Source organism: Nocardia sp. NPDC004654 (genome assembly GCF_040609595.1).
Classification (GTDB): domain Bacteria; phylum Actinomycetota; class Actinomycetes; order Mycobacteriales; family Mycobacteriaceae; genus Nocardia.
In genome coordinates this window covers 638,817-656,465 of the sequence record NZ_JBEXKI010000002.1, presented here as the reverse complement: position 1 = coordinate 656,465, position 17,649 = coordinate 638,817, and the positions used below count along the sequence as shown (strand labels likewise).

Below are 17,649 nucleotides of genomic sequence, written 5' to 3'. Positions count from 1 at the left end.
CGCGGCGAGCCGAGGCCTGACCGGCGCGGTTCATGCGCGCCCGCGCCGATCGCCCCAGCGCCCCGCCCCGGTCGACCCAGCAGCCGCGCGAATCGACCCAACGGCCGCGCGAATCGACCCAGCGGCCGCGCGAATCGACCCAGCGGCCGCGCTGGTCGGCCTAGCGCCCGCTCACGTGGCGACGGGCGCCGGTTCGCCGGAACGCTCCGGCTCGCCGCCCGGCTCCTTCCCCGGCGTCTCCGGCTTGGGCTGTTCGCCGTCCGGGCCGAAGACCAGACCGGCCTTCCACGCGTTGCGTTCGAAGATCCGCTGCACCGGCGTCGCCATGAACGTGGTGATGATCGTCATCAGCGCCAGGATCGTGTACAGCTCACCGGTGATGAGCCCGGCCCCGAGACCGATGTTCAACAGGATCAGCTCCATCAGGCCGCGGGCGTTGGCCAGCGCGCCCATCGACGCGGCCTCCCGCTTGCTCATGCCCTGCCAGCGCGCCGCGAGTCCGACGGCGCCGAACTTGCCGACGAACGAGACGATCAGCACGATCGCCGTCACCAGCAGGACCTCCGGTTCGAAGATCAGGCTGAGTTCGGTGTTCAGGCCGGAGTAGATGAAGAACGCGGGCAGCAGCAAGTAGGCCACCAGCGGCTCGAAGCGCGCACGGATGGTGTCGAGCAGGTGGCCGCGCGGCATCACCGCGCCCGCGACGAACGCGCCGAACACCGAGTAGATCCCGCACCAGTCGGTGAACCAGCTGGCGAGCAGCACCACCAGCAGCACAACGGACAGCTGTGCGATGGGCAATCCGCCCGCGCGCTCGGTGTCGCCGCGCTTGGGCTGCCAGGTCTCGAGCCTGGCCAGCCAGCGCCGCGCGACGAACATCATGAACAGCAGGTAGGCCAGTCCGCCGCCGACAGCGAGGAACGCGCCGTTCATACTGTCCTTGGTGGTGGCGACCACGGTGGCCAGCAGGATCCAGGCGCACGCGTCGTCCACCGCGGCGCACGCCAGCGACATGGTGCCGAGCCGTGTGTTCAGCAGCCCGGAGTCGTAGATGATCCAGGCCAGCATCGGGAACGCCGTGATGGCGACGGCCGCGGCCACGAAAAGCCCGCCCTGCCACTGCTCCACCTTGTCGGTGAAATATCCACCGCTGCCGACCATCCACCAGCCGAGCGCGCCGCCGAGCACCAGCGGCACGGCCACGCCCGCGGTCGAGGTCGCGCCCGCCTTGCGCAGGTGCGAGGACAGGATGTCCACCTTGAACGATGCGCCGACCAGGAACATGTACAGCACCAGACCGAGCTGGCCCACGACGTAGATCGCGGTCAGGTTCGGGTGCGTGATGCTCGCGCCTCCCACCGCGAGCGTGGTCGGGAACAGCCATTCCTGGGCTTCGGGCCAGATGAGGCCCAGAATCGAAGGCCCCAAAACGAATCCGGCGACCATGATGGCCACGACCTGTACCTGACCCAACCGGCGGAACACCGGCCAGAGCAGGCGATAGGTCACCAGGATGACGGCGACCTGTAAGAAGAAATGAGTGGTGATTTCCAAAAGCGATGGCATCGCAGCTCCCCTCCGTCGAGCTGGATCGTGCACTGACACTGTGAGATCGCGGGCACTCTCCGTAACGCAACGCCGTGCCGAATACGGTACCCGAACCCCTTGCCGTGCGACCGCTTTCCCGCCGCGCCGCCCTGCGGCGAACCACCCGGAAACGCCGACGCCCGGCGGCGCGAGGCCGGAACCGCGTTCCGGGCCGATCGCGTCCGCCGGGCGTCCCGCTCAGGAATTGCGCGCGCGCCAATCCGCCACGTTCATCCCGCCGACACCCCAATCGGTCAGCGGCACTTCGTCGATCACCACGAACGTGCTCGCCGAATCCTTGCCGAGCACCTCCCGAAGCAGGTCGGTGACGCCCTTGATGAGCTGGGTCTTCTGCTCGGCGGTCACGCCTTCGTCGGTGACCTTGATGTTGACGTACGGCATTACGCTGCCCTCCCGGAGATGAACCCGCCGTCGACGGGGAAGATATTGCCTGTGGTGAATTCCGCGTCCGCCAGATAGAGGACGGCTGCGGTGGTCTCGGCGACCTCGCCGATACGGTTGAGCAAAGCCAAACGGCCCGAGGCTTTTTCGTCGCCGTCACCGAAGAGCGGGGTGCGGACGATGCCCGGCGCGACCAGGTTGACCCGGATGCCGTCGACCGCGAGTTCGGCCGCGAGGCTGGTGGTGAGCGCGTGTACGCCACCCTTGCTGACCAGCGCGGCGGAGGCGGGCAGCCCGGCGAGCGCGTGGTTGATCAGGACGGTGCCGATGTTCACGATGCTGCCGCCGCCACCCTGCTCGCGCAGCCTGCGCACCACCGCCTGGGTGGTGAAGTAGGTGCCCTTGAGGTTGCCGTTCAGGTAGCTGTCCAGTTCCGCCTCGGTGACGTCGACGAACGGCTTGGCTCCGAAGATGCCCGCGTTGTTCACCAGCACGTCCACCCGGCCGAACCGCTCGACCGCGGTCCGCACGAGCGCGGAACCCGTTGCGGCCGAGCCGATGTCGCCGATCACCTCGGCCACCCGTTCGGGCGCGCCCAGCTCGGCGGCGACCGCGGCGAGCTTGTCCGGGTCGCGCCCGTTGATCACCACGTTGTCGCCGCGGGCCACCAGCGCCCGTGCGACATCGCGACCGATCCCGCTGGAGGATCCGGTCACGATGACCGTTTTGGCTGTCATGTTGATTCCCTTCTCATATGATACGACCGGTCGTCTTGGAATAGACAAAGTAGTCAGCTGCCCTGCTGGGCAAGCGAATTCAGGGGCGGAAGTAGTCGTCCAGGAGACGCCGCAGACACTTGTGCAGCGGTTCCAGCGAGCGGTCGATCTTCATCCGGATCACCGCCCCCTCCCAGGACTCGATGAGCAGGTCGGCGAGTTCCTCGGCCGGGATGTCGCCGCGCACCAGATCGCGCTCCTGCGCCTCGAGCAACGCCTTGGCGACGCCGTCGCGCCAGCCGCGGAACGCCCCGGACAGCGACTCGCGCAGCGTCTCGCTGCCCTCCAGCTCGCCGCCCAGGTTGGCGATCAAACACCCACCGGTGAAATCGGTTTCGACGAACTCGTCCATCTGCTTGGCGAAGAAAGTCCGCAGCCCGGTCACCGGATCGGGGGCCGGCCCGAGCGCCTCGGCGAGGTTTCGCTGGATGCAGCGGGAGTGGTAGTCGATGACCGCCTGCCCGAAGCTCTCCTTGCTGTCGAAGTAGTTGTAGAACGAGCCTTTCGGCACGCCGACCGCGTCGAGCACCTGCTTGATGCCGGTGCCGTGGTAGCCGTTCGCCAGAAAACCGGCGGCGCCCTCCTCCACCAGGAGCTGGCGGGTGTCGCCACTACGTCGCGGTCGTGCCATACGGAGAAATATACGACCGGTCGTCTAGGAATTGCAATCGGTGGGCTCGACAGTGCGGCGCCAGCCCGCGCACCGCGTGGCGAATACGGTCAGATGTTCGGCGGCGAATTCCTCGGCGCGCCAGTCGTGCGGGGTGACATCGGCGGTCCACACGTAAGTCCACACCACGCCGGGCGCAGAGCGCGCGGTCCCCGCGAGATCGGGATTCTCCGGCCGACGCCCCCAGCGAGCGCCAGGATCGCCGCCGAAATCCACCGGGCGCAAGTCGTATTCGTCGTCCTCGAAGGCATCCAGCACCGCCCACTCCCCCGCGCTCAAACCCGAGAGCACGACGCCACGCACCGTCGCTCGCACCGAGGAGACCAGCCCTGGATACACCCGGCCGGGCAGCGCGGCCGCCCGCCATCCGGTCAGTTCGACGGGCGCTAGATCGGGGCAGCGTCCGAGCAACGGGAGCAGCACCTCGGGGAATTGCAGGGTGCCGTAGACGAAGAGCGCATGCTCGGTTGTGGACACCCGCGCGAGGCGTCCACCGGGGCGGTTGCCGATCACCTCCACACCTCACTCCTCTCCGGCGTTGTCACCACTGTGCCCGATTCGAGTTTGCCCCATTCGACGCCGCGCCTGATCCCCACCGCCACCGACCGTTCCACCAGGCGAACCGGAACGGCGTCAATCCCGCCCCGCCAGCCGGGCGAACGCGTCGGGGTCGTGGGACGAGAACACGGCGATCTCCGCACCGTGCGCCCGATTGAGTTCGAGGAGACGTTCGCGGTTCTGCCGGAAGTCGTTCGAGCCGAGCGAACGCAACTCCATCAACTGCCAGATCAGCGGGGTTCGCGGGCGCACCGGGTCGATCTCGCTGCCGACGTAGAAGGCGTCGCCCGCGTGCAGCAGCCAGCCGTCGCCGGTGTCGACCGCCACGCCCACGTGTCCCTCGGTGTGGCCGTACAGCGGGACGACGAGAATCTCCGCGGGCAGGCCGGGCAGGTCGCGGACCGCGCGGAAACCGAACCAGTCCGCGCCGCCGTCGATCTCGTTGGTCAGCCACTTCGGCCGGTGCGCCCACTGCGCCGGTTGGTAGCGCAGCCGGTCGAACAACCCCTTCGACGAATTCGCCGCGCGCAGTTCCGGGCCGTGCACGTGCACGGTCGCGTCCGGGAAATCGACAAGCCCACCCGCGTGGTCCAGATCCAGATGGGTGAGCACGATATCGCGGACGTCGGCCGGGTCGTAGCCGAGCGACTGGATCTGCCGTATCGCCGTCTCCCGTTCGAGCAGCTTGGCGCCCAGCGAGAATCGCGCTGGCCCCATCATCCGTCCCGGATCTCGCACGCACTCCAGGCCGTAGCCGGTGTCGACCAGGACGAGCCCGGTATCGGTCTCGATCAACAGGCAGTGGTCGACCATGCCCAACGTCATCGACCCGCAGTTCAGGTGGTGAATCCGCACCAGCCGAGCGTCCCAGCCGCCGAACCCGCGGTCAATGCCACGAAGAGCTCGTTACGGGGGACCGCTCGATGCCTCACATCGGCCGATGCGCGCGGATGATGGCGGCGAGGTATTCGTAGTCGTCGCTGCGGGCGCTCGAGGCGCGGAACGCGAGACCGATGGTGCGGCCGGGCGCCGGATCGGCGAAGCGCGCGGTCTCCAGTGTGCCCCTGGCGGTTTCGGCGGGCACGGCCATTTCCGGGATCAACGTGACGCCGAGGCCGCCCGCGACGCATTGGACGACGGTGGCGAGCGAGGCGGCGCGGGTGTCGCCGACCGCGCCGGGGTGGACGTCGACCGAACGGCACAGGTCGAGCGTCTGGTCGCGCAGACAGTGCCCCTCGTCGAGCAGCAGCAGCGGCAGCGTGCCGAGCACCGCGGGCGCGATGTCCTTGCGCCCGGCCAGCGCGTGGCCGCGCGGGGTCACCAGCACGAATTCCTCGGTGTAGAGCGGAATCTCCACCAACCCCGGGTTCTCGGTGGGCAGTGCGAGCAGCGCGACGTCGAGCACGCCGGTGCGCAATCCCTCCAGCAGACGCGCGGTCTGGTCCTCGACGACCTGCGGCACCAGCGCGGGCAGTCGCTTGCGCAGCTCGGGCAGCAGAGCGGGCAGCACGTAGGGCGCCACGGTCGGAATGATCCCCATCCGCAGCGTGCCGCCGAGCCCGTCGCCGGTGGCCGAGGCGACGAAGCGGTCGGCGGCCTCCAGCGTCGCCATCGCCTGTGGCAACAACCGCATTCCGGCCGCGGTGACGAGGACGCGGCGGGTGCTGCGCTCGATCAGCTGGAGTCCCAGTCCGTTTTCGAGCGCGGCCAATGCTTGCGATAACGTGGGCTGGCTCACACTGAGCCGGGCGGCCGCGGTGCCGAAATGCCGGTATTCCGCGATCGCCACGAACGCACGCAGCTGCGAAAGTGTCGGCTGATAAGTCTGATCAGTCACGCCTATCAGTGTAGTGCGACTGATCACCTTTACCTTTCACTGCCCTTTGTGCAAGATCACAGAGAACTTCGCACGCCCAAAACCCCACGAAGGACGAGGAGACAAAGCATGGCCCTGCTGACCATCGGCGACCAGTTCCCGGCATACAACCTCACCGCGGTCATCGGCGGTGATCTGTCGAAGGTCGACGCTCAGCAGCCTGACGACTACTTCACCCAGGTCACCAGCGACGATCACGCGGGCAAGTGGCGGATCGTCTTCTTCTGGCCGAAGGACTTCACCTTCGTCTGCCCGACCGAGATCGCCGCGTTCGGCAAGCTGAACGAGGAGTTCGCCGACCGCGACGCGCAGGTGCTCGGCGCCTCGGTGGACAACGAGTTCGTCCACTTCCAGTGGCGCGCGCAGCACGAGGACCTGAAGACCCTGCCGTTCCCGATCCTGTCGGACCTGAAGCGCGAGCTGGCGACCGCCACCGGCGTGCTCAACGCCGACGGTGTCGCCGACCGCGCGACCTTCATCGTCGACCCGAACAACGAGATCCAGTTCGTCTCGGTCACCGCCGGTTCCGTGGGCCGCAACGTCGACGAGGTGCTGCGCGTGCTCGACGCCCTGCAGTCCGACGAGCTGTGCGCCTGCAACTGGAAGAAGGGCGACCCGACCATCAACGCCGGTGAGCTCCTCGCCGCCAGCGTCTGATCCGGAACACCCACTCCCCGAACAGATCCCGCTCCCCGCTCCGGCGGGGAGCGTCTTCGAGAACATCCCCGCGCTCGCCGGGCCTGACACACACAGAGGAAACGTCGAATGAGCATTGAGAACCTGAAGAACTCCCTTCCCGAGTACGCCAAGGACCTCAAGCTCAACTTGTCATCGATCGCGCGCACCACCGTGCTGAACGAACAGCAGCTGTGGGGCACCCTGCTCGCGTCGGCGGCCGCGACCCGGTCGGCGACCACGTTGCGTGAGATCGCCGAGGAAGCCGCCGACATCCTGTCGGCGGAGGCGTACAACGCCGCGCTCGGCGCCGCCTCGATCATGGGCATGAACAACGTGTTCTACCGGGGCAAGGCGTTCCTCGGCGGCCGCTACGACGACCTGCGGGCCGGTCTGCGCATGCAGATCATCGGCACTCCCGGCGTCGACAAGGCCGATTTCGAGCTGTGGTCCTTCGCCGTCTCCTCGATCAACGGCTGCGCCCACTGCCTGGAGGCGCACGAGCACACCCTGCGCGAGGCCGGTGTCTCCCGCGAGGTGATCTTCGAGTCGCTGCGCGCCGCCGCCATCGTGGCCGGTGTCGGCCAGGCCGTGCAGTCCACCGAGACGCTCGCCGCCGCGTCGGTCTGACGCCGCGACGACCCGGAAGCCCCGTCTTTTCTCGGACGGGGCTTCCGGCATTTTCCACCTAGACCGGCCTCGCGCGGAGTGATCGGCGCCACGTTTGCTCTGCGGTAGCCGATGGTACGAGCCGGTAGGCTCGCGTGCATGGGCACACAGGATGAACCGGAAGCCATGGGCACGCGGGTCGAGGTGGTGCGCGTATTCACGGATGCGACCGGACGCCTCGGCAATCCACTGGGCATCGCCCGTGCGAAGGACGTCGGCGAGACCGATCCGCAGGCTCTCGCGGCGCGGGCCGGCTACAGCGAGACGGTCGTCGTCGAGGACCCGGTCGCCGAGATCGCCCGCATGCGGATCTACACCCCGGCCGTCGAACTCCCGTTCGCCGGACATCCGTCGGTCGGCACCGCGTGGTGGCTCGCCGAACAGGGCATCCCCGTGCGAGTGCTCGACATGCCCGCCGGACCGGTGCCCGTCGAGGTGGCCGACGGCCTGACCTGGATCAAGGCGCGCGGCGAGTGGGCGCCGGACTTCACCTTCCATCAGCTCGACAGCCTCGACGAGCTGGCCGCGGCGCGGCCCGAGGAGTTTCCCGGTGGACCGCACTACCTGTGGTGCTGGACCGAGGAGCACCGTGCCACGCTGCGTTCGCGAATGTTCGCTCCCACCATGGGCATCGAAGAGGACGAGGCCACCGGCGCGGCAGCGGTCGCGCTCACCGCTCGGCTGCGCCGCAGCCTGATCATCACGCAGGGCCAGGGCTCGCAGTTGTTCACCGAGTGGGACTCCGACGGCTGGGTGCGTCTCGGCGGTCGCGTCGTCGCCGACACCGTCGTAGAAATCTGATTCCCGGTCTCATCCGAGCGCCGCGGCGACGAGCATGTACGCCATACCGAGATCCATCACCACGTGCGGCACGACGGCCGCTGACCGGATCGCGCCGACCGAGTGCGCGATCCGGTGCCATCCGCTGCCGCGCAGGAACAGCACCGCGAGCGCGTCGGCGAGGAAAAGCGCGGCGAGCGCAGAGGCCGCGACGGGCGGCGGTCCCGCATGGCCGGCGGCCGAATGCCCGGACATCGCGTAGAGCATGGCCGCGGCGGCGAACGCGTGATACCCGATCGCGAAGATTCGTCCCGCCGAGGCGTTCTCGCGCGTCGCGCGCCATTCCACGATCCGGCCGACGAGCAGCGCGCCGAACGCGACCGTCATGGCGATCAGCACGCCACGCACGGCGTGCGGGCTGGCTCCGGTCGGGAAGAGCAGCATCGCCAGCATGATCAGGCACATGACCAGATGGGCGGCATCCGACTCTTGGTGTGCGGCCTGCGGGTGAGATGAGATGCGCTGGGAAGCAACCCGGTTCGAACCCGCGGGCGATTCGAGGATTCTCGCACCACCTATCCCCTGATCGACCGAGCCCGCGTTCCCGCGAACGGGTCCCGCCAACCGCAACGTCACGATCGCGGACGCCACCAGGAACGCCGCCACCACCGACCACCGCAACGCGGCGTATTCCTGCACGAACTCGGCCACACCCCACCACCTTTCGCCGCGGCGATCGTGAGACAGCCCTTCCATGCTCGCATTCCGGACGGGGTTAGGGTGCCCTTTCTCGCTACTCCGAGCGTGAGCTACCGACGCCGTCCTCGGACACCCCGGCTCACCGCATCCGGAAGACCGGACCATTCGGCCGAAACGGCAGCGACGCGCCCGCGGGCACGAGGTAGGCGTGCTCACGGCGCACCCGCAGTACATCGCAGGCGCCGTCGGTGATGATCAGAATCGGTCCGTCGGCGGGAAAGTCGTCGGCGCGTTCGAGCAGCCGAACTCCGGGCTGCAAGACCGTGCCGCCGCGGCCGCGCACGCGCACGCCGCGCGCGATCTCCTCGACCGGCAGGTATCCGGCGTCGTAGGCCGCGGCGTCGCAGTACACCACCCGGGCGCGCGGCACGTCTCTGGCCAGCGCGTAGGAAGCGATGGCGCCCAAGCCTTTTCCGAGCAGCGCCGCGTCCATCGAGCCCGAGGTGTCGAGGACGACGCCGAAGGTCGGCAGCCGCGCGCTCTCCTCCGGCCGCACCCAGGCGGGGCGGGGGATGTCGGGCGTCGACGCCTGCCTGCGGGAGGCGCGGGCATAGCTGCGGCGCTTGTCGACCGAGGGGACGTGCTCGTCGAACCAGTGCGCCAGCTGCGCGTCCCACGGCAGCGGCGGCTGGTCCATGGCGCGGATCGCCTCTTCCAGCGCGGCGGGGAGGTAACCGCGCCCACTGTTCAGGTGATAGGCCAGGCCGGTGGTCAGCGCGTTGCGGTAGTAGTCGTCCAGGTCGACGTAGCGTCCCGCGCCGCCGGAGTGCGGCAGCGGTTCGCCGAGCACGTCGCCGCGGCCGCGCCCGCGCAACGTGGCGAGCTTGCGCAATCGCCGCAGATCCGTCGCGATGCGGTCGTACACCTCTTCCGCCGAGCAGCCTTTCAGCGCGGGGTCGTAGAGCAGGCCCTCGGGCATGACCCCGACTCCCAGCTCCACCAGCCAGCCGTTCACCACGTAGTCGCACGCGATGTTGAACAGGTACGGGTCGCGCCAGGCGGTGCGTTCGCCGTGTCACAGTGCGGCGTGCAGCATTTCGTGCGCGAGCACGAAGCGCCACTCCTCCTGGGTCAGCCCGGCCAGCGGGTTGACGTAGATCTCCGCCGCCTCCGCGTTGACCGCCGCGATGGCGATATCCCAGCCGCGCGCCAGATCGGCGTCGGCGACCAGCGTCATCCCGGCCGCCAACGCGCCGAGCAGCGGGTACGAGGAGACGAACCAGCTGAGCGCCGCGTCCCAGGCCTGCTGCGGCCGACGCCCGTCCGGTGTCGAATCGCCGCCCGCGACGGTCAACGCGTCGCGGGCGGCGGCGGCGATGCCCGCGGCGAAGCGCGCGGGGTCGTCGGCGCGCTCGGCCGCGGCGGCGCCGCTGATCAGGAAGTCCGGCGGGTCGTCGCGCCGGTACTCGACGGGGACGGCGGTGTCGCGCCAGCGCGCCGCGGTGGCGTGCTCGTCGGAAATGCTCGGCGTGGCAGGAAGTTCGGTCGGCCGACGCCCGATCTTCATCGTGGTCAGATACTGGTCGACGACCGCGCAGCAGGCGGCGCGATAGGCTGGGTGCGGTTCGGCCGCGTCGCTGGACCAGCTTTTCGCCAGATGGCTGTCGGTGACGATATTCGCGGGATCCACGCCGCGCGGATCCATGTGCCCGAATCCGGCGTGCAGCAGGCAGTGCGCGAAAACCCAGGCCCACTCGGCGGATTCGGCGCGGCGCTTCGGGTGGTAGCCGATGCGCCCGCCTGCGATGCGCGCCCACACCTCCGGCGAAGTCTGGCGCGGGTCGAGCTCGTAGAGCCGACCCGGCAGATATCGGAAGGCGCGGTGCGCCATGACCATGCCCCAGCCGTCCAGCACGGCCTCGCGCCAGGGGTCGACGGTCGCGCGGCGCTTCCCGCGCGCGGCGCCCACGACTATCGCCGCGCGGCCAGGCGCGGCAGGTCGCGGGTCACCTCGACCAGGAACCAGGAGGGCAGTACCGGCACACCGTCGGCGTCCGAGGCGATCACCAACTGCGCGCATTCGACCGAGATCTCCGCCAGCTCGACGAGCATCGTCTTGGCCCGCAACACGAATCGGTGCGTCGCGGCGGAGACGTGCTTGCGGGAGCCGGGCAGGTCCTTGATCAACCGCGCGCGGAAGGTCTCGGACAGGAAGTACAGCAGATCGCGGTCGCCGGGATCGCGCGGCCAGTCGGCCTCGCCCTCGAGCACGGCGTCCAGATCGTACGCGTGCCGGATGGTCCTGACGAAGGCGCGGAACCCCGAGGCGTGCGCGGGGGTCAGCGTGCCCGCCGCGAGCACCTCGAGCAACGTGTCGTCGAGATCGTCGCCGCAGGAGTGCAGCGCGTCGGAGAGCATGTGCCAGCCGCGCGGGGTGGAGAAGGGCGCCTCGGTCTTCGGCGCCGCCGACCACAGGTGATCGGGGCGCTGGGTCACGTAGCGCACCACCCACGGGTGAATGTCGTTGTGCGCGGCCCACTTCAGCCAGTCGTCCACGTCGGCCCGCAGGTGCAGGTGCACCATGCGGTTGACCAGCGCCGAGGCCATCGGACGGGCCAGCGCGTTGTCGGTGGCGCGGTTGCCCGCGCCGATCACCACCGAACCGGCGGGCAGCTCGTAGCCGCCGATGCGGCGGTCCAGGATCAGCGAGTAGAACGACTTCTGCACCTCGGGCGCCGCCGCGTTCAGTTCGTCGAGGAACAGGCAGTACGGCGTCGGCCGGGCGATGAGCTCGGGCGGCGCGAAGCGGCTGCGGTCGCCGACGATTTGCGGCACCCCGATCAGGTCCTCCGGCGCGAGCTGGGTGCCGAGCAGCGTGACGCACTCCAGCCCGAGCGATTCGGCGAACGAGCGCACCAGCGAGCTCTTGCCGATACCCGGTGCGCCCCAGAGAAACACCGGCCGCACCGAGGCGACATGCAGCAGCAACTCCGGCAGCTGGTCCGGAGTCACCGTGACCGTCGCCTCCATAACTTTCCTCCCCCGTCGAGAATTACGAGGGTCGAAGGTACGCGCGCCGACGCCGGCTCGGCCACCGGTTTTTCGCGTCAGATCGGTCGGCCGTGCCGTTCCGCGGCCGCGCGGGCGAACCGGCCAGGGGAGACGCCGCGCCACTGTTTGAACGCGTTGGAGAAGCTCGGCGCGCCCGAGTACCCCATGCGGTAGGCGACGTCCTCGACGGTCAGGCCGGTGGTGAGCAGTTCCTCGGCCAGGTTGCCATAGGTCTCGCTGCACAGCCTGCGATACGACGTGCCCTCGTCCGCTAGGCGGCGGCGCATGGTGCGCAGACTCATGTGCAACGCGGCCGCCACGTCCTCCTGCGAGACGCGCCCGCCCAGCCGGTGCAGCAGGACCTCCCGTACCGATCCGGCGATGCCCTTGGCAAGCCCCCGCCGTCGCAGCAGGTCCGCGCACTGCTCCTCGAACAGCGCCGCGGTGAGCGGGCTGGCTTGCGGCAGTGGGTCGTCGAAGCCCGCGGTGTCGAAGACGACCAGGTGCGGGCCGGCGCCATCGGTTGCCGTGAGGCCGTACTGGTCCAGGATCGGTTGCAGCCGGGGACGCAGTCCCCAGGCGACCTGGCCGCCCAGAATCGGCGCTGGCGCGTGGTACACCGCCGTCCAGTTCGTCAGCAGCACAGCGACGTCCCGCTCCAGCAGGAAGCCGCGCAGTCGCGACGGCACGGCGCGGTCGTCGGCGTAGAGCAGCAGCGTGTCGTCCTGGTAGACGTGCCGGGTGCGGGCGAAAGTCGTGGTCATCCGGATGTAGCGCATCAGCAGGTCCACCGCCGAGCGCGCCGTCGGACTGCTGAGCAGCGCCAGCCCGAGCGCGCCGTAAGTCGTGACGTGCGTGCGCATTCCGGCTTCCAGGCCGAGGCCGGGTCGGTCGTCGAACCGGGTGACGATATTGCCGATGAGAGCCAGCTCCTGCGCGGCGGTGACTTCCATGCCCGGCGTCGTGAGCTGCGCGGGCTCGATCCCGGTGTCGCGCAAGCATTCCGCGAGCGGCAGACCGTGGTCGCGCGCCACTTCGACCAGCACAGCCGACAAGGTCACCGAGCGCCGCCACTCCCACGAGGACACCGCTTCATCGTCGTCCGGCATGGCCGGATTCCGCATGGTTTTGGCCGGACATCGCAAGGACAGCCGGACGTCCTGTCCGTCCGGACGGTGGGCGCGGCGAACACCTCACGGTCGGGCGGCACAAACTGGCCGATATCCGAAATGTCCTGACCCGACATCGCATGGCATCGACACCGCGCCGCGCCCTACCGTCGAGGCCCGAGGCGAAAGCGGGCGAAATCACATGTCGAAGAAGACACTTGTGGGCAAACGGGTAGCGATCACCGGAGGCGCGCACGGCGTCGGCCGCGAGATCGCGCTGGCCTTTCTCGCGGCCGGAGCGGACGTGGCGCTCGGGGACTGCGACACGGGACGGGCCCGCGCGGTGGCCGAGCAGTTCGCGCGAATGCACGGCGGCACCGCCGTGGGCCTCGCGCTGGACACCGCCGACAGTGCGCGGTTCGCCGAGTTCCTCGCCCGCGCCGAACGCAAACTCGGCGGGCTGGACGTGGTGGTGAACGCCGCCGACACCGCGCCGAGCGGATCGTTCCTGAGCGAGTCCGAGATCGAATCGGATCACCAGATCGACGTCAACCTGCGCGCGGTGATCAACGGATCCCGTTTGGCCGGAAGACGTTTCGTGGAGCAGGGACACGGCCACATCGTCAACATCGGCTCGGCGGTCGGCGTCACCGCGGCACTCGGCGCGGCCGTCTACAGCGCGACCAAACACGCCGTCGTCGGCCTCGGCACCGCGCTGCACCGCGGCCTCGCCGAACAAGGCGTGCTGGTCAGCACCATCGCCCCCGGCTATGCCCCGGCCCCCGAACTGGTCGCCGACGCCATCGTCGACTGCGTCGAACACCGCAGAAGCGGACTCGTCGTGGTCCCACCCGACGGCTGGCTCCGCACCGCACTCCCCGACCGCGCCCGCCTCCGCCACACCATGCGCCGCCTGTTCGGCATGGACTGACCCATTCCCGTGTCCCAGCCGGACTCGTTCTAACCCATCTCCCGCAGGACGCGTTTGAGGACTTTGCCGGTGGGGTTTCTCGGGAGTTGGTCGACGAAGAGGACGTCGCGGGGGACCTTGAAGCGGGCCAAGTGGGTTTTGACGTGGTCGCGCACCTCGACTTCGGTGAGTGTGTGGCCGGGGCGGACGACGATGACCGCGCGCAGGCGCTGGCCGTGTCGGTCGTCCTCGACGCCGAAAGCGCTCACTTCCTCGACCGCGGGGTGGGCGGCGAGCAGTTCCTCGACTTCGCCGGGGAAGACGTTCTCGCCGCCGGAGACGATCATGTCGTCGTCCCTGCCGTCGATGAAAAGCCGTCCCGCGCTGTCGAAATGGCCGACGTCGCCGGTGGACATCAGGGAGCCGATGCGGTCTTTGTCTCCCCCGCCGGTGTAACCCTCGAACTGGTAGTTGTTGCCGACGAAGATGCGTCCGGTGCGGCCTTGCGGCAGCTCGGCGTCGTTCTCGTCGAAGATCTTGACGGTGGTGCTGGGCACCGGGGTGCCGACACAGCCGGGCTCGACCGCCAGGTCGGCGGGCGTGGCGATGGTCGCGTACGCCACCTCGGTAGAGCCGTAGACGTTGTAGACCACGGGACCGAACGCCTCGGTGACCCGCACACACAGCTCGGCGCCCAACTGCGAGCCCGCGACGAAGACGATCCGCAGCCGCGAGAAGTCGAGTCCCGCACGGGCTTCCGCCCCGAGATCGACCAGCCTCTGCAGCATCACGGGCACGGTGATCAACGCGGTGGCGCGATTGCGGTGCAGGCTGTCGAGTACCGCCTGCGGATCGAAGCGCCGCCGGATCACCAAAGTCGAGCCGAAAGCGACGGCCATGATGGCGTGCGCGAAGCCGAGGGTGTGGAACAGCGGCGCCGGGCATTCGGTGACCTCTCGGGCGCGGAACGGTACCCGGCCGAGGATGGCGCCCAGCGGCGCCAGCGAGGTCGGCTCCCGGCGCGGCGCCCCTTTGGGGGTTCCGGTGGTGCCGCTGGTCAGCAGGATGATCCGCGCGGCGGTGCTCGGTCGGCGCGGCGGTTTTCTGGAGCCGCCCGCGATCAGGTTCTCCAGCGTGTCGACCGCGGGCGCGTCGGTCCAGGCGCGGTAGCGGCCGCGCGGTGTGCGCAGATCGCCAAGGATGCCCGCGTATTCGTCGTCGTAGACCAGCAGATCGGCGCCTTCGCGCGCCAGGACCTCGCGCAGCTGCGGCCCGGCGAAATCGGTGTTCAGCAGGATGATCTTGGCGCCGCATTTGGCCGCGCCGAGCACCGCGTAGTGGAAGCCGCGGTGATTGCGCGCGAGCACGGCCACGCCCTCGCCGTCGCGTAGACCGCGCGCCCGCCAGGCGTTGGCCAGCGCGGTGGTGCGTTCGTCGAGTTCGCGAAAGCTCACCGTGCCCAGTTCATCGATGATCGCGGCCCGGTGCCGGTAGCGCAGCGCGGCCACCGTCACCAGTCCCCCGAGCATGCCCGACCGCAGCACCGCTAAACCGATGCGCGCCAGCCGATCCGGCCGTTGCGGGGTGGCCAGGCCCGCGCGCACCGCGAGGCTCGCGTAGTAGGTCTCGTCGGCGACGCGGCGGGCCGCGCCGACCACGACGGAGCCGAGGCTGTTGACACGGTTCATGGATCCACCTGAGCTGAAGCGCGCGGGACGAGGACGAGTGTCCTCACAGTAAGGTGTCTCACACAGTTCCGTCGAGGGTTCGCTTCGCGACCATAATGGTCGGTATGTCGAGCCACGCCGAGGAACAGCGCACCGCCGCGCGCATCGCCGTCGACGACCTCACCGGCTCCGACATCATCGCTCTGCTGGCCACCCACTTGGCCGAGATGCGAGCCAACTCCCCCGACGACAGCATGCACGCGCTCGACCTGTCCGAGCTGCGCCATCCCGACATCACCTTCTGGAGCGTGCGCGAGGAGGCAAAACTCCTGGGCTGCGGAGCGCTGAAACAGCTCGACGCGACCCACGGTGAGATCAAGTCCATGCGCACCTCGGCCGAGCACACCGGTCGCGGCGTCGCCGCCACCCTGCTCGCGCACATCGTCGACGAGGCTCGCGCCCGCGGCTACCGCCGACTCAGCCTGGAGACCGGCGCGGCACCGTATTACCTTCCCGCCCAACGCCTTTACGCGCGCCATGGTTTCGAGGTCGGTCCGCCCTTCGCCGACTACACCGAAGACCCGCACAGCGTGTTCATGACGCTGGCACTGTGAGCCGGAGGATCAGGCCGGCGCCCGGCCGAGGTTCAGTCCACCGGCCCGGCCGAGGTCAGCCCAGCTCCGGCCGAGATCAGCCCAACGCCCGGGTGAACGCGGCGGTCAGCTCGTCGACCTGAGGGTCGGTCATCACGAACGGCGGCGAGACCTGCATCGCCCCCTGTCCCGCGGCACGACTCGAAACGCCCTGGGCGCGTAGGTCTTTGACGAACGCGGGCGCTTCGGCCGGATCCGCCAGCTGTACCGCCGCCACCGCACCGAGCCCGCTGCGCACCTCCGCCACCCGCGGATGCGCGGCCAACGGCGCGAGCTTCTCGTGCAAGGTCCGTTCCAGCCGGGCCGCCTCGGCGAGCAGGTTCTCGCGTTCGATGATGTCGAGGTTGACCAGCGCCGCGACGGCCGCGGCGGCGTGCCCGCCGTAGGTGTACCCGTGCCGCCACCACACGCCGCCGCCGAAGAACGGCTCGGCCAGTTCCGGCGCGACGAACACCGCGCCCATCGGCAGATAGCCGCTGGTGAGCCCCTTGGCGGTGGTCATCATGTCGGGCCGCAGGTCGAAGCGGCTCGAGGCGAACCAGCTTCCGCCGATGCGCCCGAATCCGGTGACGACCTCGTCGGCGACGAACAGGATCTCGTAGTCGTCGCAGATGCGCCGCACCTCGTTCAGGTACCCCTCCGGCGGCAGATACACCCCGCCCGCGCCGATGATCGGCTCGCAGAAGAAGGCGGCGATGTGTTCGGCGCCCACCTCCTCGATCAGCGCGAGCAGCGCCTTGGCGTCGTCCCACGCGACGGTGCGCGCGTCGGGCATGAGCTCGCCGTATCCCTCGCGGTTGAGCGGCAGTCCCGCCAACGCCGTTCCGGCGACGTGCATTCCGTGATACGCGCGCTCCCTGCCCACCACGATCGTCTTCTCTGGCCTGCCCACCTGGTGCCAGTAGCGCCTGGCCAGTTTGGCGGCGGTGTCGATCGCGTCCGATCCGCCCGAGGTGAAGAAGATCTTGCTGCCCGGCACCGGCGCGATCGCCGCGAGCCGCTCGGCGAGTTCCCGGGTGGGCGCTTCGGCGATGTCGCCGAAATTCGAGTAGTGCGCGATCTCGCGCAGCTGGGCGGCGACCGCGTCGGCGATCTCGCCGCGGCCGTGCCCGATGTTGGCGAACCACAGTCCGGCGGTGGCGTCGAGATATCGAGCGCCCGACTGGTCGTAGACGTAGGCGCCCTCGCCGCGCGCGATCACGAACGCGCCGTCCCGTTCGACGGCGCCCATATCGGCGAATCCATGCCACAACGCGCTCATGCCTTCGCCTCGCTGACGCTCGGCTCCGGCACGCGCGAGGCGCGCTGGCACATGATTCGCTCACTACGTTCCCTCATGTCACCACCTTTACCTCAGCGAACCCGAGATCGGACCGACCGCGACGCGGCTCACCCGCACCACGCCACCGCGACCGCCGCCACCGGAGCCCAGCCGCCGGGGCCGGGCCGACGCCATCGCTCGGCGCGCCCACCCGGCGCGGCCACCACACCGAGTACACCGAAGGCAACACCGCGTCCGCGCACCGCCGACGCCGCGTCCGAGCCCGCGTCCATGGGCCGATCCTCG

At 69.4% G+C, this 17,649-nt stretch carries 19 protein-coding genes and 1 pseudogene; 5 read left to right on the top strand and 15 right to left on the bottom strand.

The features are described 5' to 3' along the window. Nucleotides 1-171: 171 nt before the first annotated feature. The 7 genes from ABZV58_RS08870 to ABZV58_RS08840 all read right to left on the bottom strand — a co-directional run bounded on the left by ABZV58_RS08870 (nt 172) and on the right by ABZV58_RS08840 (nt 5,830). The gene (locus tag ABZV58_RS08870; RefSeq protein WP_354999565.1) at nt 172-1,566 is read right to left on the bottom strand and encodes a cation:proton antiporter; all 1,395 of its coding nucleotides are present in this window, start codon (nt 1,564-1,566) and stop codon (nt 172-174) included. A gap of 219 nt (nt 1,567-1,785) precedes the next feature. Further along, on the bottom strand, nt 1,786-1,989 hold the full coding sequence (locus tag ABZV58_RS08865; protein ID WP_354999564.1) for a 4-oxalocrotonate tautomerase family protein: 204 nt from the start codon (nt 1,987-1,989) through the stop codon (nt 1,786-1,788). Next, the gene (locus tag ABZV58_RS08860; RefSeq protein ID WP_354999563.1) at nt 1,989-2,726 is read right to left on the bottom strand and encodes an SDR family NAD(P)-dependent oxidoreductase; all 738 of its coding nucleotides are present in this window, start codon (nt 2,724-2,726) and stop codon (nt 1,989-1,991) included. Before ABZV58_RS08860 ends, ABZV58_RS08865 begins: the two co-directional genes overlap by 1 nt. 79 nt (nt 2,727-2,805) lie before the next feature. After that, nucleotides 2,806-3,396: a TetR family transcriptional regulator C-terminal domain-containing protein gene (locus ABZV58_RS08855; RefSeq protein WP_354999562.1), complete on the bottom strand. Its 591-nt coding sequence runs from the start codon at nt 3,394-3,396 to the stop codon at nt 2,806-2,808. 24 nt (nt 3,397-3,420) lie between these two features. Next, on the bottom strand, nt 3,421-3,954 hold the full coding sequence (locus ABZV58_RS08850; protein ID WP_354999561.1) for a gamma-glutamylcyclotransferase family protein: 534 nt from the start codon (nt 3,952-3,954) through the stop codon (nt 3,421-3,423). 114 nt (nt 3,955-4,068) lie between these two features. Beyond that, the gene (locus ABZV58_RS08845) at nt 4,069-4,848 is read right to left on the bottom strand and encodes an MBL fold metallo-hydrolase (protein ID WP_354999560.1); all 780 of its coding nucleotides are present in this window, start codon (nt 4,846-4,848) and stop codon (nt 4,069-4,071) included. A 73-nt stretch (nt 4,849-4,921) separates the two neighbouring features. Beyond that, nucleotides 4,922-5,830 carry a hydrogen peroxide-inducible genes activator gene (locus ABZV58_RS08840; RefSeq protein ID WP_354999559.1) on the bottom strand — a complete coding sequence of 303 codons (909 nt, stop codon included), beginning with the start codon at nt 5,828-5,830 and terminating at the stop codon, nt 4,922-4,924. Nucleotides 5,831-5,938: 108 nt separating this feature from the next. Here ABZV58_RS08840 and ABZV58_RS08835 point away from each other — a divergent pair, with 108 nt between their 5' ends. The 3 genes from ABZV58_RS08835 (at nt 5,939) to ABZV58_RS08825 (ending at nt 8,014) form a co-directional block, all read left to right on the top strand. After that, on the top strand, nt 5,939-6,526 hold the full coding sequence (locus tag ABZV58_RS08835) for a peroxiredoxin (RefSeq protein ID WP_354999558.1): 588 nt from the start codon (nt 5,939-5,941) through the stop codon (nt 6,524-6,526). 108 nt (nt 6,527-6,634) lie between these two features. Continuing rightward, the gene (locus ABZV58_RS08830) at nt 6,635-7,174 is read left to right on the top strand and encodes a carboxymuconolactone decarboxylase family protein (RefSeq protein WP_253808802.1); all 540 of its coding nucleotides are present in this window, start codon (nt 6,635-6,637) and stop codon (nt 7,172-7,174) included. A 165-nt stretch (nt 7,175-7,339) separates the two neighbouring features. Then, the gene (locus tag ABZV58_RS08825) at nt 7,340-8,014 is read left to right on the top strand and encodes a PhzF family phenazine biosynthesis protein (RefSeq protein WP_354999859.1); all 675 of its coding nucleotides are present in this window, start codon (nt 7,340-7,342) and stop codon (nt 8,012-8,014) included. 9 nt (nt 8,015-8,023) lie between these two features. Here ABZV58_RS08825 and ABZV58_RS08820 read toward each other — a convergent pair whose 3' ends face one another. The 5 genes and pseudogenes from ABZV58_RS08820 to ABZV58_RS08800 form a co-directional block, all read right to left on the bottom strand. Continuing rightward, complete coding sequence (locus ABZV58_RS08820) at nt 8,024-8,704, bottom strand: DUF5134 domain-containing protein (RefSeq protein WP_354999557.1); 681 nt, start codon at nt 8,702-8,704, stop codon at nt 8,024-8,026. A gap of 127 nt (nt 8,705-8,831) precedes the next feature. After that, nucleotides 8,832-9,755, bottom strand: a pseudogene (locus ABZV58_RS08815) (hypothetical protein); the annotation flags it as partial. Between the two features lie 12 nt (nt 9,756-9,767). After that, the gene (locus ABZV58_RS08810) at nt 9,768-10,661 is read right to left on the bottom strand and encodes a hypothetical protein (RefSeq protein WP_354999556.1); all 894 of its coding nucleotides are present in this window, start codon (nt 10,659-10,661) and stop codon (nt 9,768-9,770) included. Nucleotides 10,662-10,663: 2 nt separating this feature from the next. Beyond that, complete coding sequence (locus ABZV58_RS08805) at nt 10,664-11,722, bottom strand: MoxR family ATPase (protein ID WP_354999555.1); 1,059 nt, start codon at nt 11,720-11,722, stop codon at nt 10,664-10,666. A 77-nt stretch (nt 11,723-11,799) separates the two neighbouring features. Then, nucleotides 11,800-12,852 (bottom strand): AraC family transcriptional regulator ligand-binding domain-containing protein, encoded by a 1,053-nt coding sequence (locus ABZV58_RS08800; RefSeq protein WP_354999554.1) that lies wholly within the window; start codon nt 12,850-12,852, stop codon nt 11,800-11,802. Nucleotides 12,853-13,072: 220 nt separating this feature from the next. On the opposite strand from ABZV58_RS08800, the gene ABZV58_RS08795 reads away from it, so the two are divergent. Continuing rightward, nucleotides 13,073-13,783 carry an SDR family NAD(P)-dependent oxidoreductase gene (locus ABZV58_RS08795; RefSeq protein WP_354999553.1) on the top strand — a complete coding sequence of 237 codons (711 nt, stop codon included), beginning with the start codon at nt 13,073-13,075 and terminating at the stop codon, nt 13,781-13,783. A 29-nt stretch (nt 13,784-13,812) separates the two neighbouring features. Here ABZV58_RS08795 and ABZV58_RS08790 read toward each other — a convergent pair whose 3' ends face one another. Then, on the bottom strand, nt 13,813-15,450 hold the full coding sequence (locus ABZV58_RS08790; protein WP_354999552.1) for an acyl-CoA synthetase: 1,638 nt from the start codon (nt 15,448-15,450) through the stop codon (nt 13,813-13,815). Between the two features lie 104 nt (nt 15,451-15,554). Between ABZV58_RS08790 and ABZV58_RS08785 the strand changes: the two genes are divergently transcribed. Next, nucleotides 15,555-16,043, top strand: coding sequence for a GNAT family N-acetyltransferase (locus ABZV58_RS08785; protein ID WP_354999551.1), 489 nt, complete (start codon nt 15,555-15,557; stop codon nt 16,041-16,043). Nucleotides 16,044-16,119: 76 nt separating this feature from the next. On the opposite strand, the gene ABZV58_RS08780 is transcribed toward ABZV58_RS08785, so the two are convergent. Together ABZV58_RS08780 and ABZV58_RS08775 are read right to left on the bottom strand one after the other, a co-directional pair. Next, nucleotides 16,120-17,343 (bottom strand): aminotransferase class III-fold pyridoxal phosphate-dependent enzyme, encoded by a 1,224-nt coding sequence (locus tag ABZV58_RS08780; RefSeq protein ID WP_354999550.1) that lies wholly within the window; start codon nt 17,341-17,343, stop codon nt 16,120-16,122. A 128-nt stretch (nt 17,344-17,471) separates the two neighbouring features. Continuing rightward, nucleotides 17,472-17,636, bottom strand: coding sequence for a hypothetical protein (locus ABZV58_RS08775; RefSeq protein WP_354999549.1), 165 nt, complete (start codon nt 17,634-17,636; stop codon nt 17,472-17,474). Between the last annotated feature and the right edge of the window lie 13 nt (nt 17,637-17,649).